This window comes from Flavobacterium succinicans (assembly GCF_001662485.1).
GTDB classification, from domain to species: domain Bacteria; phylum Bacteroidota; class Bacteroidia; order Flavobacteriales; family Flavobacteriaceae; genus Flavobacterium; species Flavobacterium succinicans_A.
Window position 1 is genome coordinate 108,465 of record NZ_JMTM01000074.1, and the last position, 17,988, is coordinate 126,452.

Annotated in this window: 13 protein-coding genes; 12 read left to right on the forward strand and 1 reads right to left on the reverse strand. The window is 37.1% G+C overall.

Annotation, left to right across the window (positions count from 1 at the left end; all coding sequences use genetic code 11):
- Positions 1 to 8: 8 nt before the first annotated feature.
- The 5 genes from FLB_RS14025 (at position 9) to FLB_RS14045 (ending at position 3,619) form a co-directional block, all read left to right on the forward strand.
- Positions 9 to 518 (forward strand): RNA polymerase sigma factor, encoded by a 510-nt coding sequence (locus FLB_RS14025; RefSeq protein ID WP_064716577.1) that lies wholly within the window; start codon positions 9 to 11, stop codon positions 516 to 518.
- Positions 505 to 972 (forward strand): hypothetical protein, encoded by a 468-nt coding sequence (locus FLB_RS14030; RefSeq protein ID WP_064716578.1) that lies wholly within the window; start codon positions 505 to 507, stop codon positions 970 to 972. Before FLB_RS14025 ends, FLB_RS14030 begins: the two co-directional genes overlap by 14 nt.
- 13 nt (positions 973 to 985) lie before the next feature.
- A complete protein-coding gene (locus FLB_RS14035; RefSeq protein ID WP_064716579.1) occupies positions 986 to 1,561 on the forward strand; it encodes a DUF4252 domain-containing protein in 576 nt (191 codons plus the stop codon).
- Positions 1,562 to 1,786: 225 nt separating this feature from the next.
- Positions 1,787 to 2,323: a DUF4252 domain-containing protein gene (locus tag FLB_RS14040; RefSeq protein WP_064716580.1), complete on the forward strand. Its 537-nt coding sequence runs from the start codon at positions 1,787 to 1,789 to the stop codon at positions 2,321 to 2,323.
- Positions 2,324 to 3,100: 777 nt separating this feature from the next.
- Positions 3,101 to 3,619, forward strand: a complete 519-nt coding sequence (locus FLB_RS14045) for a DUF421 domain-containing protein (protein ID WP_064716581.1) — start codon at positions 3,101 to 3,103, stop codon at positions 3,617 to 3,619.
- A gap of 182 nt (positions 3,620 to 3,801) precedes the next feature.
- On the opposite strand, the gene FLB_RS14560 is transcribed toward FLB_RS14045, so the two are convergent.
- On the reverse strand, positions 3,802 to 3,876 hold the full coding sequence (locus tag FLB_RS14560; protein WP_410503418.1) for a DUF6527 family protein: 75 nt from the start codon (positions 3,874 to 3,876) through the stop codon (positions 3,802 to 3,804).
- Positions 3,877 to 4,410: 534 nt separating this feature from the next.
- Here FLB_RS14560 and FLB_RS14050 point away from each other — a divergent pair.
- The 7 genes from FLB_RS14050 to FLB_RS14075 all read left to right on the forward strand — a co-directional run.
- Complete coding sequence (locus FLB_RS14050) at positions 4,411 to 5,166, forward strand: hypothetical protein (protein ID WP_064716582.1); 756 nt, start codon at positions 4,411 to 4,413, stop codon at positions 5,164 to 5,166.
- 1 nt (position 5,167) lies between these two features.
- Positions 5,168 to 5,563, forward strand: a complete 396-nt coding sequence (locus FLB_RS14055) for a DUF5675 family protein (protein WP_064716583.1) — start codon at positions 5,168 to 5,170, stop codon at positions 5,561 to 5,563.
- A 9-nt stretch (positions 5,564 to 5,572) separates the two neighbouring features.
- Complete coding sequence (locus FLB_RS14060) at positions 5,573 to 5,791, forward strand: hypothetical protein (protein ID WP_231891088.1); 219 nt, start codon at positions 5,573 to 5,575, stop codon at positions 5,789 to 5,791.
- Positions 5,778 to 5,954, forward strand: coding sequence for a hypothetical protein (locus tag FLB_RS14435; RefSeq protein ID WP_197488971.1), 177 nt, complete (start codon positions 5,778 to 5,780; stop codon positions 5,952 to 5,954). The genes FLB_RS14060 and FLB_RS14435 overlap by 14 nt, the downstream gene beginning before the upstream one ends.
- Before the next feature lie 594 nt (positions 5,955 to 6,548).
- Complete coding sequence (locus tag FLB_RS14065) at positions 6,549 to 8,615, forward strand: fibronectin type III domain-containing protein (RefSeq protein ID WP_064716584.1); 2,067 nt, start codon at positions 6,549 to 6,551, stop codon at positions 8,613 to 8,615.
- A gap of 4 nt (positions 8,616 to 8,619) precedes the next feature.
- Entirely contained in the window at positions 8,620 to 14,634 is a 6,015-nt protein-coding gene (locus FLB_RS14070; RefSeq protein WP_082923305.1) for a T9SS type A sorting domain-containing protein, read from the forward strand.
- A gap of 122 nt (positions 14,635 to 14,756) precedes the next feature.
- On the forward strand, positions 14,757 to 17,988 hold a 3,232-nt coding region (locus FLB_RS14075), incomplete at its 3' end, for a fibronectin type III domain-containing protein (protein ID WP_082923306.1).

The following is a 17,988-nucleotide window of genomic DNA, read 5'->3' on the forward strand; positions in this document are numbered from 1 at the left end:
CCATTAGAATGAACCAAAATGAGTTTGTACAATTGATTACTCCTTTCAAAGACAAGGTCTTTCGGTTGGCCAAACGATTACTCGTGAGTACCGAGGAGGCTGAAGATGCTACACAAGAGGTTTTGGTGAAATTGTGGCATAAAAACGAAAGTTTATCCGGTTATGCCAGCGTGGAAGCCTTAGCCATGACCATGACTAAGAATCATTGTTTGGATCAGTTGAAAGCGAAACGTTCCAGTAATTTGCGAATTGTGCATAACAATTACACGGATAGAGAACCAAGCTTGCAACAAAAAATAGAAGACAATGATAGTTGGAATTGGGTGGCTAAAATAATTGATCAACTGCCAGAACAGCAAAGAATGATTATTCAGCTTCGAGAAGTAGAGCAATATGAATTTGAAGAAATTGCCAAAGTAGTAGGAATGAATGAAACCGCCATTCGCGTGGCACTCTCTAGGGCAAGAAAAACCATTAGAGAACATATGTTAAAAACACACCGTTATGGAACTGTATAAAATAGAAGAGCTTTTAGAAAAATACTTTCAAGGAGAAAGCAGTATTGCCGAGGAAAAAGAGTTGACGAACTATTTTTCTTCATCGAATGTTGCGCAGCATTTAGAGCAATACCAGCCATTGTTTGGCTACTTCTCTTTAGCAAAAGAACAAATAAACCCTAAGGAAGCACCAGAATGGCACACCCAAAAGGAGGCCACTGCAAAACCAGTCTGGTGGTCATTAGCGGCTTCGGTTGTGATTTTGCTCGGAATAGGAATGTATGTTTACACGACCAATGAAACAAAAACTAGTGTAGCCTCTAGCGAATTGGGTACTTGTGATACGCCCGAAGAAGCGTTTAGAGAAACCCAAAAAGCACTAGCCCTGTTGTCAGGTCACGTAAACACCGGCATAGAAAGTGTGCAGGTCATTCAGGAATACGATAAATCAAAAGGAAAAGTTTTTAATCAATAAATCAAAAAACAACATGAAATCAACAGCTATAATCAGCAACAAAACGCGTTTTACTGCAATAACGAAAAAAGTATTTTTAGCTTTAGTAGTTTTACTAGTCGCTAACCCCATTTTTGCCCAAGGCGCCTTCGATAAATTCGATGGTCAAGATGATGTCACTTCGGTAATTGTCAACAAGAAAATGTTCGAAATGATGAGCAAAGTCAAAGTTGATGCTTCGGATAAAGAGATGCAGCAATACTTTAATTTGATCAAAAAATTAGACAATTTAAAAGTGTTTACCACCAAAAGTGCTCGCGTAGAAGCCGAAATGAAAGCCACTGCAGAGCGTTATGTAAAAACGGCAAACTTAGAAGAACTAATGCGTGTCAACGACAGCGGCAGAAGCATTAAAATTTTAGTAAAATCAGGAGCCAAAGACACGCAAATCAAAGAACTGTTGATGTTTATAGATGGCGGAAGAGGAGAAGACAGTGTCTTGATGTCTTTGACAGGTGATTTTGATTTGAATGAAATCTCAGTATTAACCGATAAAATGCGTTTTCCTGGTGGAGACGATTTGAAAAAAGCCACCAAAGGAAAGAAGTAGGAACTAGTGCTTAGCGGTTAGTAATCAGTAATCAGCTTACTTTATCCAATACTAGTTTTTAATCCAAAACTTAGAATTCCAATTCCTGCAAGGTTTTCAAAACCTTGTAGGTTTGTTTTCAGAAGCTAAAAAGTACGAAAACAAAAAAAACTAAAAGAATTGGAATAAACTTAGAGTTAAGAATAATCAAAATAGAACGCTATTAATATTAAAAAAGGTAAAAAAATGAAAGCAGTAGTTGGTTGGGCTATTTTCCTATGCCTGTGGTTGACAAGTTGTAACTCTGAACCGAGTTTGCAAAAGTATTTTGTGGAAAATACAGAAAATAAAAATTTCATAGCACTTGATGTTTCTTCTTCGATTTTGAATTTGGATCAAGCTAAACTCTCTTTAGAACAACAACAAGCCTTACAATCATTTGAAAAAATGAATGTTTTGGCCTTTAAACGAAACCCAAATAATACTGCGGAGTTTGAAACGGAGCGCGCCAAATTAAACGCAATCTTGAAAAACCCAAAATACCAACAACTGATGAAGTTTGGTTCTGGAAAAGAAGGTGCTTCGGTAAGCTTTGTAGGAACCGATGAGCATATCGAAGAGTTTGTTTTGTTTGCCAATCAAAAAGAAACAGGTTTTGCGGTAGTTCGGGTATTAGGTAAAGACATGAATCCTACACATATCATGAACATGATGTCCGTGTTGCAACAATCAAAAATCGATTTGGATCAGTTGAAACCATTGCAAGAATTAGTAAAAAAATAACAGAAAAACGTAGAATTAGGGGTTCTACCTCTAGTGGTGTGGGGTTGTAGTGAAATTTATAAGATTTTGTATGTAAGCAAGTAAGTTTCATAAAGCCTTAATTAGCTTAATTGCTTAATGGTGAAATTTCTCTAGATCGCGCATTTGCACACGAACGACGTGAACTGACGAAGTAATCCGTGCTGCCGCAAGGGATAAAAATAAATTAGGCTTGAAATTGGAAGGTACTGGTTTCTAGATAGTGATAGCGGAATTACTTCGTCAGTTCGCTATCGCTCGGGTGCATTCCGTGCCCACACAGTGTATCAGCAATCTAAAATAAATTGCTTTATACTTTGTCTACATCCTTTTCACTTAACTACAATAAAAGCTACAAAACAAACAAAAACATAACTTGTACTTCTTTGTTTTAAGTAGATTTGCTTTGTGGGCACTGATTATGTTTGTGGTTCATCGTTGTGGGAACGAATTACTTCGTCAGTGCACTTCGTTCGTGTGCAAATCCTCACTATCGCTCCTAAAGAAATATTTATACATATCCGAGCGATCGGGATATACAAAAGCTTAGGAGGTGGCTGGAAATAAAAGCATTTTTTTTGTAAGCCAAACATCTATAAAAACGCAAAATAAGAGTAGTCTTATCTTGCGTTTTTTAATGGTTTCAAATGGAATTTTGAAAAAAAACAAAAACTAGGAATCCTATAGAAATAGCTTATCTTTGAAATGCCCCTCGTTTTAGGTTGCCGTTTTTATGTAATAATTATAACCCGTTCAGCAATGAATAATCCTTATTTTGATGTCATCTTTAGAAGTGTAGCTGTTTATGCATTCATGATTGTGGCACTTCGAATTTTTGGTAAAAAACAATTATCACAACTCAATACAGCCGATGTAATTCTAATTTTATTAATTAGTAATTCGGTTCAAAATGCTATGGTGGGTAGTAATGTATCGCTAATTGGTGGGATACTTGCGGCTTTGTCTTTGTTTGTGATGAATCTTATTTTTAAAAAATTGGTATTCAAGTCTGAATGGATTAAAAATTGGATACAAGATAAACCTGAGATTTTAGTCCATAATGGTAAAATTGAATTTGAAACGGTGGCCAAGTTAGGAATCACTTCCGAAGAATTAGAAGAAGTAATGCGAGAACACGGAATAGAGCATTTTAGAGATATCAAGTTGGCGATACTTGAAATTGATGGGGATATCAGTATGATTTCTGGAGATAACGCTTTGCGACAAACCCATCATAAAAGAAAAATTCATAAATCACTGGGTGAGGTGGGAGAGTAATTAGGGTAACGATTCAACTATTTTTTTTGGACATGAATGGCATCCCACTTTAAGGGAAAGGATGAAAGTGGTAAAGGCTTTAGCTTTTTCGTTATTAAAGAGGATTACTTTTTCTAACTATAAAATCATTTTTTCTTTAGTTTTTCATTCTTCTCTCTACCTGCTTTGATTTCATCATCAATCTATATTCTTGCAAAGACAATCTTATTTTTCCTGATCCAGTAATGTGACTTACAGTCAAAACTCCAGTTGTTAATTGTAAAATTGTTCCAATTCTATGATGCTCAAAAAAACAACACTAGTAATTGAACTAGTGTGTTAAGTGGGTGTGAGCTTTGCAGACGTTTGACTGATTAAAATTATCCAACGATACAACGTGCTACATGCTCTAATTTAAGTCCAGTATACTCGCAAAATTCTTCAACAGAGATAAGTTGATGAGGCTCTTTGTTTAAGTGCTTCTTTATTTTCAACAAATACAATCTTGCTTGAGCATATTCCTTTCCCATGATGCGCTGCACGTCTTTCGGATAGATACATACCCTGATGCTGCTTTGAATCACTATTGGTGTTTTTTATGGATACGCGCTTATTAAGCAACTCAAATATAGAAAAAACAGCTAATAAAAAAAAGATGATAATAGTCGATTATTTATGGTTTTGATTGGATTTGAAAAGACGCTGTTTGAATAAAGATATTTTTGATTGAATATTTGCTCAACTCATTCAGAAGTAGTTGCAACTCAAAGTAGAATGAAAAGTGTATTTAATTAACAGTAAATTTTTAAGTTATGGCTAAACAAAATGGCATAATAAAATTGAAAGGGACTATCGGAGATATTACCTTTTATAAAACAAAAGACGGGCATTTAGCTCGTGAAAAAGGCGGTGTAGACGCCAACAGAATTGCAAATGATCCTGCATTTCAAAGAACACGTGAGAATGGTTCCGAATTCGGACGAGCAGGCAAAGCAGGCAAAATGTTGAGAATGGCTTTACGTCAGGTACTGATCAATTCATCGGATGGCCGAATGGTAAGTCGTTTGACACAATCCATGACTAAAGTTATTCAGGCTGATGCGACCAATCCAAGGGGATTACGTAACGTCATAGATGGGGAAGCGGAGTTGTTAACTGGTTTTGAATTCAACATTGGTGGAAAATTGGGCACAACTTTGTTTGCTCCTTTTGTGGGGACTATTGACCGAGTTTCTGGGGACATCGGCTTGACTTTAGCTCCCTTCGTTCCTATCACTATGATTGCAGCCCCTGCAGGAACTACTCATTTCAAAATCATCTCTGCTGGTGCAGCTATCGACTTTGAAGCAGAGAAGTTTGAAGTGGCTACTTCAGAAACAGCAGTTTTACCTTGGGATGCTACACTAACTGCACCTATCAATCAGGATAATTCAGTAAGTGCCAATAGTGCCAATCCGTTATTTTTAGCTCTAGGAGTAGAGTTTTATCAAGAGGTAAACGGACAAATGTATCCCTTGAAAAACGGAGCTTATAACCCCCTTTCTTTAGTACAAGTAGTAGGGTTGTAGGATGGTGGTAGTACTATCAAGAACTTATTTCCCCAACGGAACAAACGGTAAACTCGAAAGCGACGGTAAACTCATTTGTTATACAATTGAATTACCTTGGAAGGAAAACGAAACGAAGGTTTCCTGCATTCCTGAGGGGAAATATGTTATTAGAAAACGATACAGCAGAAAATACAACTGGCATTTGGAAGTAATAGAAGTACCCAATAGAAAGGGAATTCTTTTACATCCCGCAAATAATGCACAAGCAGAACTTCAAGGTTGTATTGCTCCAGTAACCAAAATTTCAGGTGCTGGATTAGGGTTAATGTCTAGAAAAGCTTTTGTCAGGCTAAAAAAACTAGTAGAAAAAGCACTAGATAATCGAGAAAAAGTAACATTAATTATTCAATCTTAAAAGTCTAGAATGATGAGAAAAATAATCAAAAGAGCTACGGCTCCCACACCAAAGTTTTTTAAAGTGCTTCGAACGCTTGGGTTAACATTGGCAGCTGTTGGTGGAACAATTGTCGCTGCACCAATTGCCTTACCTGTTGTGGTTTCTACCATTGGCGGATATATGGCAGTTGTAGGTGGTGTCCTTTCAGCTACAAGTCAACTTACTATTGCAGATGACAGCGAATAATCCCACCCTTAAAGGGACAGCTGGAGGTACATTTTTAAGTATGATACCCAATCTTTCTTCTGATGATATTGCCAAAACAATAATCTTAGCAGCCATAGGAGCTGTAGTCAGTTTTACGATTTCGTTACTACTTAAAAACTTAAATAAGAAGCACAGAAAATAGAGTACCTCTAGTTTAACCATCTAAGGGTAAAATAGCAGAAAGCCAAGTCGGAAGACTTGGCTTTTTTTGGTTTATGATACTAAGTTAAGAATTAATAAATTTAGGAAGTTATTAACGTATTTAATAGTATTCAATAAATATTTCTTGATTTTGAGAATTAGAAATTCATACTTTGGTAATTTTTTGTGCAATTTTCATCTAGCCTGTACATTAAACTCATGGAAGTACTTAGGAAGGCAGAATCTATAAATGAAAAAATTCAAAAGAAGAATCTTCTTTCGGTTTTATTGTTTTCTTTAATTTAATAATATCCCGAATAAAATTCTAATACCAACTCTGTTTTTATAAAGTATCAAATCAGTAAAAGGTACATATATGACTTGAAACTATCTATTATATCGCAAAACAAAACACTTGTGACTTTTAACGCTTTAAAAAATAATTATTTGTTATATGTTTGCCATTTTTTTATCAGTCGTTTTTGGTGCTAATTTTTTTACGTTTTTCAGTGTTTTATCTGCTATTTAAACAATGTTTTTTTTATACTAATAATTAGATCCAAGGGCTTATTTTTTTATTCGATACTTAGCATATATGTTGAAATTTAGATGTCTTATTTTATTGTTTTTTTTATTTTCATTAGGATTTTCGCAAAACAAACCAGCTACTGTCATGGTCAATGCCAGAGCTCAAAAAGATAAGATTTTGATTCGTTGGGCCATTAACTCTCCATCAGAATGGCAAAAAGCAAATAAAAAAGGATTTGTTGTTACCCGAAGTACGGTATTGCGGGACGGTATTGTTTTGTCGCCACCTGAAAAGAAACTACTTACACTACAACCATTGCTTCCAGAGCCTTTAGATTCTTGGCTTGATTTGGTTCAAAAAGACAATAATGCGGCTATTATCGCGCAATCAATTTTTGGCGAAAGTTTTGAAGTCACCGCTGCTAAAGAAGGTGATTTGTCCAAAATAGTAAATATGGTAGATGAGCTAAACCAGCGTTATACTTTTGCTTTATATGCTGCTGATATGAGTTTTATAAGCGCGGTGAAAGCAGGTTGGGGATTAATAGATACCGATGTAAAGAACAATGAAGTATATGCCTATCAGGTAAGTGTTTTTGAAAATCCAAAAGTAAAAGAATCAGCTTATATGATTGGTTTAAGAGATTACAGTGATTTGCCAGCGCCAACGGATTTTATTGCAATTCCTGACGATAAAAAAGTACTGCTTTCATGGGATTATGAAACCTTCAAAAGGATTTATACCTCTTTTATGGTGGAGAAATCTTCGGATGGTATTCAGTATGCTCCAATTTCAACTACGCCTTTGGTTAACTTAAATGATAAAGAAGATCAACCTTCAAAGACCATGTATTATGTTGATACCCTTAGTATCAATGATAAAATGTTTCATTATAGATTGTATGGTATCACCTCCTTTGGTGAAAAAGGAGCATATACAAAACCAATAAGTGTAACAGGAGTCGCAGCTGTGGTTACACCGGCTAGGTTGATAGATTATACAATTGTCAATTCCAATGAAGTCCATTTGGAGTGGGATTATCCTGCAGGCTCGGAAGGTTTTATTCAGGGATATGAACTCAATTTAGCGGATAATGATAAAGGGCCCTATGCAGTGGTCACTAAAAACATTCCTCCATCCCAGAGAAAATTAATCTATAAAGAAAATTTATTTCCCTCCAATTATTTCACCATAACTGTAGTGGGAAAAAACAACCAACGATTGACTTCGCAAAGTATGTTGGTGCAGCCTGTAGATTCTATACCTCCAGCCAAACCCATAGGCTTAGAAGGTGTAATCGATAGTCTAGGCGTGGTGAAGTTAAAGTGGAAACCTAATGTCGAAAAAGATTTACGAGGCTATCGAATATTAAAAGCGAATACCGCTGGTGAAGAGTTTGTCGATATTTATCATCAATCTTATGTAGGTAATGAGTATCAAGACAGCGTAAGTCTGAAAATGACCAATAGTAAGGTTTATTATCGCATTGCTGCCGAGGACCAACGTTTTAATATTTCAGAGCCCTCTGAGGTGTTGGTTTTGGACAAACCCGATAAGATTCCGCCAGCCGCACCTATTTTTAAAGATTTTGATAATAAAGATGGAAAGGTACATTTAAAATGGATTCGGAGCTATAGTGAAGATGTTGTAGGTTATAGTTTGAGGAGGCGAGAAAAAGGACAAGACAAGTGGGAGGAAATTAAACAGCTCAACGATACTATTCAGGAATTTACAGATGATCGGGTAACGCATAAAAAAATATACCAGTATGCCATTTTGGCCAAAGACAAAAGTAATCTTTGGTCATCGCTTGATCATTCAACCGTTACTGTTCCCGTTTTAGATTTTACACCGGTAAAGGTCATCACGTTTTTTCAGGCTTTAGCTGATAGGGAAAACAAAAAAATAGTGTTGACTTGGGATTATGATAAAAAGAAAGATAAAGTGATGGGATTTAGTATTTATAAGAACATCAAGGGATCTCCCCCAACATTATGGAGAGAACTCAATGGTGGTATTTTTACTTTAGAAGATAAAAATTTAAAAATTAATACGGAATATGAGTATCATTTGATTCCAAATTTAGAGAGCAACAGTGCGGCAAAAGCCGCTTCAATAACAGTTACCTATTAAGCCTATGAAAAAGTTTTACTTAGTAATGATTTTATTGGTTACAGGATTGGGTTTTGCACAAACCATTGGTACATACAATGTTGTTGCAAAGTTAAATATTAAACCAGGAGGTGGGAGTTATGGCGGGAGCTGTAAAAATGATGTTAAGATTAATTTAATTTACAATGATGGTACAAGACAGATTATAAATGAGAATTTAAGTTCAATTCCCTCCGGTAGCTATACTGTTTATACAAAAACACTTGCTATACCCGCTACAAGTAAACCAACAAAAATTCAAGTTACTTCTTCAAGAAATTGGAAAAGAGCAATTGGAGGTTGCGGGGGTAATGGATCTTTTAATGATGATGCAAGAGAAAGTACACAAGCCTTTTCATGTAAAACCGTGTACAATGATATTGTTAGATGGTGGGATGATCAGTTAACTATTGAAAATATTCCCCAATTAGAAGTTATTCAGGGTGCGGATAATGGTTTACCAACAGATACTTCTATTTCTATATATTCTAATACTGGTTTTTTACCATCTGAATACAATTGGCAATATTCATTAGATTTAGATAATTGGATTAATTTACCTCAATTTTCAGGAAAATCCGAAATTACAATAAATGCAAAAGATGTTTTGGGCGAAAATGCAGGAGAATTTCATGGGAAAAATATATATTTTAGGCAAGTGGCTTGCAATACTTATTCTGCATCTGTTAATTATATTATTAGACAATCTGCCCCCGAAATTGTATCTAAGTTAGAAGAAAAAACAAAATGTTTTGACTCGGCGGATGGTAAATTAAAAGTTAAGTTCAATAGACCATTATTTGCTTCTGAGGATTTTACTTTTAGTATTAGAGGTTTTGATGAAGAAAAACAAATGTGGAAATCAGTTGAATGTTCCTCTCAAGAAAATGAAATTAGTCTTGATGCAACTAACAGTTATGAATTTCCTTGTATTTTTTCTAAAGGGAAATATGGTATTACATTTAGCGGATTTATTAACGGTTCAAATAGCGAACCTCCATATACTGAAAAGAATCCCTATATTTTTTATATAGATTCGCCTACCCCTGTAAATTTTAGTTTAAATAGTAGCAATGTTACTTGTTATGGAAGCGCAGATGGGACACTAACCATCAATGCTTCGGGAGGCAGCGAAGAAGGGTATGAATACTCTTTAAATAATGGTGTTACATGGATTCCTTTTACAGATACGAAAAGTAAAAAAGAAACTTTAAATGGGTTGTCACCAGTTACAAAACCCTCAATTGTTTATAATGTAATGGTTAGAGACAAGAATGGTTGTATGGCGAAGCAGGGTGATAAAGCTAAAGTTTTATCGGAAACCCTATCAGAACCTTTAGCACCATTAACGGTAACCTATACTTTCATAAAAAATCCAACTTTTTATGGGGCCACTAACGGAGTTTTAGTAGCTGCAATAACAGGCGGAACCATTAAAAGTGATTTATCTTATTGGTACGAATGGAAAAATAGTAGTGGTGCTGTTTTACCGACAACAACCCAGTATAACGCAGTAGACAAAACCTACAACATAAGATTAGAAGGGATTCCAGCGGGAAACTACACACTAACGGTAAAAGACCAAAATTATGATCTTGCCACTACTAAAGCAGGTTGTACTATCAATGCGTCGGTTCAAGAGCTAAAGCAGCCTGAAAAAATTGAAATCACGCTAGAGGAAAGGCAACCTATTTCTTGTAATAGTGAAAATTTAGATACAGATACAGATAAATTTTCTGACGGAATACTACAAGCTACAGTAAATGGGGGGACGCCGTTTACCGGATCAGCAAATCATGGGTTGCCATATAAGTATATATGGTCAAAATACAATACCGCCACAAAATCGTGGGAGGAATTAACAGATTACACTACAGCTACAGCCGAGAATCTTTCGCAAGGGAATTATTCCTTAAATGTTGAAGACGCCAATGGAATAGTGCAGGGAACTTATAATACAACAGATTTAGTAACGGCCCTTCCGACAACAAAAGCAATTACAGAGCCAACAAAACTAGCGTTATCCTTTACTTCAGGAAATGTGTCCTGCTACGAAGGAAATAATGGTTGGGTTACTGCCCATGTAACTGGAGGAACTGGTCTATATACTTATAAATGGTATGATGTAGATGGTGGTTTAATTAATGAAAATACCATTTCCCAATTAACGGGAGGTACTTATACCGTTGAGGTTAGTGATAAAAACGGCTGTTTTATAACAGATTCTAAGACAATAACAGCACCAAAATCTCCTGTAGCAATAGAATATGAAGCAATCGTTACCCCTACTTTTTCTGGAGCGACTAACGGAAAAATTGTCGCCAAAATCACAGGGGGAACACCTAATGATGACCACTCGTATGGCTATGAATGGAAAAATTCAAAAGGAGACTTGCAAGCTGCTACAGCTGAACTAAAAAATGGTAGCTATACGATGACCATAAACAATCTTTCGGCAGATGATTATTTTTTAACAGTTAAAGATAAAAATTATAATATAGCCACTAGTCAGGATGTTAATTGCTCAATACTGGATTCAAAAGTGACATTGAGTGAACCTGATCCTTTGAAAGTTGTTTTTGAGGTGGTTCGTTCTATTTCGTGTAATTCGAGTAATGAATTTGGAAATGCAACAGATACAACACCAAAAGACGGTCAGCGCGATGAATCGCAAGACGGGATTTTAGTTGCCCATGTTACAGGAGGTGTGCCGTTGGAAGCCTCTTTAAATAACGGATTACCATATTTTTATTATTGGAAAAAACAACAGGCTGATGGTTCTTGGGTTAGCTTACCAAATCAGACCACTGCAACGGCTTCCAATCTTTCTCATGGGAAGTATGCCTTAAATGTAAAAGATGGCAATGGGATTGTGTTAGGGACTTATGTAAATAATGTGCTTACCCATGCAATTGATGTCACCCAAATGATGGCTGAACCGTCCAAATTAGCCGTAACAATAAGTAAAGGAGATGTTTTTTGCTATGAAGGAAGCGACGGTTGGGCTACTGCTCATGTTACAGGAGGCACTTCTCCGTATAGCTATAGATGGTCGAATGGAGTAACCCTTGATAAAAATACGGTTTTAAGGGCGGGTCAATATTCGGTTTTTATCACCGATGCCAGAGGATGTACTACGCAGGCAAGTGTTACCGTTACTCAACCTGCTGCCCCTCTTGCCCTTAGGTATAAAGAAATTGTTAATCCTAGTCTTTATGAAGCGAGCAATGGTAAAATTGTAGTTGAGGTTACAGGCGGTACTAGTTTTTCTGATAAATCCTATTGGTTTGAATGGAAAAATAGTAGCGGAAAATTGCAACCTGTTGTAGCTGCAATTAGCAATGGGATATATACTCTTACGATAGATAATCTGTCAACGGATGATTATTTTTTGACGATTAAGGATAAAAATTATGACATAGCTACGAGTAAAAAAAATACTTGTTCCGTACTTGATTCAAAAGTTGCTTTAAAAGCACCAGATCCTCTAAAAGCTGTTTTTGAGGTGGTTCGTTCTATTTCGTGTAATTCGAGTAATGAATTTGGAACTACTACAGATACAACACCAAAAGACGGTCAGCGCGATGAATCGCAAGACGGAATTTTAGTTGCCCATGTTACAGGAGGTGTGCCGTTGGAAGCTTCTTTAAATAAAGGATTACCATATTTCTATTATTGGAAAAAGCGACAGGCTGATGGTTCCTGGATCGCCTTGCCAAATCTTACAACCGCCACAGCTTCCAATCTTTCACATGGGGAGTATGCCTTAAATGTAAAAGATGGCAATGGGATTGTGCTAGGGACTTATGTAAATAATGTGCTTACCCATTCAATTGATGTAACCCAAATGATGGCTGAACCGTCCAAATTAGCCGTAACAATAACTAAAGGAGATGTTTTTTGTCATGAAGGGAATGATGGTTGGGCTACTGCTCATGTTACAGGAGGCACTTCTCCGTATAGCTATAGATGGTCGAATGGAGTAACCCTTGATAAAAATACGGTTTTAAGGGCGGGTCAATATTCGGTTTTTATCACCGATGCCAGAGGGTGTACTACGCAGGCAAGTGTTACCCTTACTCAACCAGCAGCTCCTCTTACCCTTAGGTATAAAGAAGTGCTTAATCCTAGTTTTTATAAAGCGACCAATGGCAAAATTGTAGTTGAGGTAACTGGAGGGACTATACTACCTGATAAATCCTATTGGTTTGAATGGAAAAATAGTAAAGGAGACTTACCAAGTACCGTTACCACATCAACGAGTTTTGCTAATGGCGTTTATACCATTGTTTTAAGCGGGCTTGCTGAGGAAACCTATAGACTAACAATTCGTGATGCCCACTATGATACAGCCATCTACAAAGCAGGTTGTACAGTGGTACAATCGGTTACAACTTTAGAAGATCCCGATCCTCTTGAGGCTACTTTTGAAGTAGTTCGTACCATTTCTTGTAATGAAGGCAATGCCTTTGGGGATGAAACGGACAACAACCCTATTGATAACCAAAGGGATGAGTCACAGGACGGAATCCTCAAAGTACAAGTCAAGGGAGGCATACCGTTAAAGGCAGATCAAAATAACGGCTTACCGTATTTCTATACTTGGAAAAAGCAACAAAAAGACGGTACTTGGGTTGTTTGGAATGAGCATGATGCCACCGCTGAGCACTTATCTGCGGGAACGTATGCCTTGAGCATTGAAGATGGCAATGGCATCAAACTTGGCACCTATGTCAATAATGTGTTAGTCAAAGAAACTCCAATCACGCAGTATATGCCTGCACCAGCGCCCTTGCAATTGACTTTTACCAAACTGGATACCAGTTGTAACAATGGAAATGATGGTTGGGCAGCAGCACACGTTACGGGAGGGACACCGCCTTATACTTATGATTGGACTACTGGCGAAACAACGTCCAAAATCGAGAACATTACCGCCAGTAATTATTTTGTTGTGGTAAGAGACGCAAAAGGATGTGTTGTGCAGGGAAGTATTTTTGTTGGCGACCCCAAAGGGGTATTGACTACCGAAACTGTAAAAAATCCTACCTGTTTTGGTGACCAAGATGGGGCAATAACCCTTGAGGTTAGCGGTGGCAATACACCCTATAGTTATTTATGGAATACTGGCGCTACTTCCAAAGATGTAAAAAATCTCGTAGCAGGACAGTATGAAGTTACAATTAGTTGTTTGGATTGCTGTGTGTACAAAAAGAAATTCACTTTAAAAGATCCCAACCCGGTTGTGGTTAATTTAGGTAAAGACATCACTTTATGTACCGATCAGGCCTTAGCACTAGATGCTTCAATTGCAGATGAAAAAGCAACCTACAACTGGACTTCCACCAACGGTTTTTCATCAAATCAAGCAAAAGTAAGTTTGACCAAATCAGGAACCTATCGTGTACAAGTCACTTCATCATTAGGCTGTATTGGCGAGGATGAAATTATAATTACTACCAATCAAGCGGCTATTGGTGCTGAATTTTTAGTAAGCTCACAGGCGTATGTAGATGAAGAAGTGATTTTGGTCAATACTAGTACGCCATTTGGAGAAACTACCCAATGGGTGATTCCTAAAGGAGTAAAAATTGTTGAGCAAAAAGAGAAATATATCATAGTAAAGTTTGATACTGTTGGGGTTTATGTGATTGGTTTACAACAAACACAAGGTGCGTGTTCTGCGGTTTATACTAAAAATATTACTGTAGAAAAAAGAAGCACATTACCCAATAGTGGGACCCTGTCAAAATTTATAACAGATTTTATCGTAACTCCCAACCCAAGTGATGGAAATTTTAAAACCATTGTCAATTTAGAGAATAACAGTGCGATCAATATAAGGCTTTTTTCTTCTGTAGGAGAATTGATTACACAGAAAAAAGATTCTGGAAAGAAGAAGTATGAACTGGATTTTACTACTTCGCTGCAATCGGGTATGTATATTTTGGTACTTGAAACGGAACAACAGTCACTTGTTAAAAAAATTATTGTTAAGTAATTAGTGATTAGTGATTAGTGATTAGTAATTAGGGATTTGGGATTGAGGATTTGGGATTGAGGATTTGGGATTGAGGATTTGGGATTGAGGATTTGGGATTAAAAATAGAATTAAGTATCAAAATGAAAAGATTTCTTAAGTACGCAGTATTGTTTTTGCTTTTGTTACAGCTTTTTCCTTTTTTAGGAAATGGGGCTTATGCTCAATTGTATCCGGTTCAGGTTACCCCTATTTTTAATAGTCCGTATAGTGTTAGGCTCTCGGATTATGCCACGAGTATGGATACCAAAATGCAGTTGCTTATTAATCCGACGGATATTACAATCTCGCAAAGGCAAGTGCGTTTAAAAATGTACCTTCAGGGCAACGGACTTAACGTACAAAGCAGTGATTATATTCAAGGGCTGCGCCCAATTTTTATCAATGGTGGTGAATTGCAAACGCTTACCAATACAGATATTTCGGCTCTTTTTAGGCTAGAAAATTTACAGGGTATTACAGCATTGCAATATGCTAATGGCTTACCAGAAGGCATGTATAGTTTTTGTTTTGAGCTCTACGATTTCGTGACCAACCAGAAGATTTCCCAAAAAAGCTGTGCCAGTTTATATTTACTCTTAAATGATCCCCCGCTATTAAATACACCGCAGCGCAATGAAAAAATTGTAGCTACGGAATTTCCGAATATTCTCTTTACTTGGACGCCACGGCAGCGAAATGCGACTAATGTAAGCTATCAATTTGAGTTAAAACAATTGCTCGACCCTACTTTAGACCCACAAATAGCGTTTCAAATGTCACCGGTTTTATATGAGGAGACCCTTTTTGGGACTGCTTTGTTGTATCATTTGAACATGCCTATGCTAACGCCCGGCTTGCGCTATGCTTGGCGCGTAAAAGCGATTTCGACCAGTGGTCTTTCTGAAAATTCGGTTTTTAAAAACGATGGGTATAGCGAGATTTATTCGTTTACTTATAAAGCTTCGTGTGCTGCTCCGACTTTTTTGTTAAGCGAAACTCAACCTTCAAAAAGTGTAAAAATTACCTGGCAAGGCACTCCCGCGCATACGCGTTATCAGGTGCAGTACAAAAAAGAGGGTGTGCCTAATGCGCAATGGTTCTCTACTCTTAGTTTAAACACACAAAGTTTACTCACCAATCTAGAGCCTGGGGTAAGCTATCAGTTTAGGGTAGGTGCTAGTTGTGAACCCGCCGCAGAAGGCGATGCCTTGTATAATTATTCTGGTATCAGCACGTTTACGATGCCTGAGGAATCAAGAAGAGTTTCGGAATACAATTGTGGTATTGTTCCTTCTATTAGCTTACAAAACCAAACCCCACTTACGAATTTAATCCAAAGTGAAACCTTTACCGCAGGAGATTTTCCGGTGACGATTTTAGAATTAGAAGGCCACAATCCCTACTCTGGGCGTGGTTTTATCGTAGTGCCTTACTTGGCTAATAACAAAATTGCGGTAGAGTTTAAGGATATTGTGGTCAATACGGATTATCAGTTGATTGGCGGTGTGGTGGAAACGAGCTACAATCCGGAGTGGAAAAATGTGGTGGATGTAGAAGATTTTACGGGTGAAGGTGAAGGTGGTCAGATTGAAGAAACAGTTCCGTTTGAGGTACAAGATATTGTGATCAATGCCAATGGCGATATTGTTGTCAATGGGAAAGACGGCGAACAAATAACTATTCCAGGGGGTAAAGACACGGTGATTACCGACGCCAAAGGAAATACCTATACTGTAGACAAGAGTGGAAACGGAAGCAATGAGCCTGTGGTTGCTGCTGCGGGAGGTAAACCCACTCCCGAAAACACCGATGGTGTTGATAAAAGTGGTCAAGCTACAGCCTTTACTGCCAAAGGAATCTCTATTGCATTTTCAAGTAAGGATAGTAAATACGCCTTTGATGTGATGCCTGAAAAAGCAACAGCTGCTTTACAAAAATTATACAAAAAAGTAAATGAAGTTGTCTTACCTTATAAAGCAGTAGTAAATGGAGATTCAGATACGGTGCTGGCAACCGTTTCTCTTACCGATACAGCTATAAAGCTGGACAGTATCGTTTTCAAAACCCAAAATGGGGCTAAAATTGATTTTAAAAGAAGTGATAAAGTTTTTGAACTAACCGTAAAAGGCAAGCTAACCTACGCCGAAGAGCAAATACTAGCCACCGTTAAGCAAGACAATAAATGGAAAGTGATTGGGGCTTTTATGTTGGTGCATATTTCTAGGAAAGAGGTAAATGTGGCTTTAGTACCAACTGATGCAACTTCGCAGAGTAAACTAGATGCCGTTATTGCTAAGACTCAGGAAATTTATAATAAAGTTGGGGTAAAGATAAATTTCAAAAAAGATAACGTATTAAATATTGACAGTGTAGTTTCTGGAAATACAATTCAGACCGACAAAAACACCCTGACTTCTACTTATAGTTCAGACCAACAAAAAATTAATGCCTTATATCAAGGTACAGACAATAGTTATGTTCTTTTTATCACCAATAAAGCCTCTAGTACAGGACAAAAAGGTTATATGCGCCTTAATGGCCAGTTTGGTTATGTTTTCGCTACCCCTTCTGGAACTGGTGGGGCCAAAACTCCAGCACATGAATTGGGTCACGGGATTTTTAAATTAGCACATCCTTTTGAAACCTATAAAACAACAGAATCAAGTACTGATTTATTGATGGATTATAGCGAAGGAACTGTCTTGAATCATCAGGATTGGAAACAAATTAATGATCCAGCGTTTAAATTGTATAGCTTCCAAGGGCAAAGTAGTGGGGAGTTGGCAGGAGGATATGCGCTTGCTCCTGATTGGCGTTTTGTGAGTAATGGGGATGAAACAACGGTAAAAGCAAGTGGAGAAACTGATACCAAAGGTTTCTTAAGAGGTATTACTACAAAAGAAGGCACTTATATTTGGAAGCTTAAAGATGGTAAATACAATTATCTTCACGAAACCACGAACAAGATTTATGAAAATTCAAATATTTCTCCAAATGCCAATTCAACGATTTGGTTATTCTTTGAAAATCAAAACTCTCGTGGTAAATACATACGTACAAAATATAGCGTTGTAGAAGCTATTGTCAAGTCCAAAAGCGAAAGTGATTTAAGCACGTTTATTAAAAAAAATAGTGTAAAAGATTTATATACAAAAGGAAAGGACGAAAACAGAACCACTTATTGGGGATATGTTGGATGCAGTAATTGCGATAGTAATGGTTTAGAAAATGGTGCTGGTTCAGGTGGATTAGTCGTAGACAAAACTGCAAAAATTCCAGCCGACGAGTTAAAGCAATTAATAGCACAAGTAAGTACTTCTAATCAAGTTAATG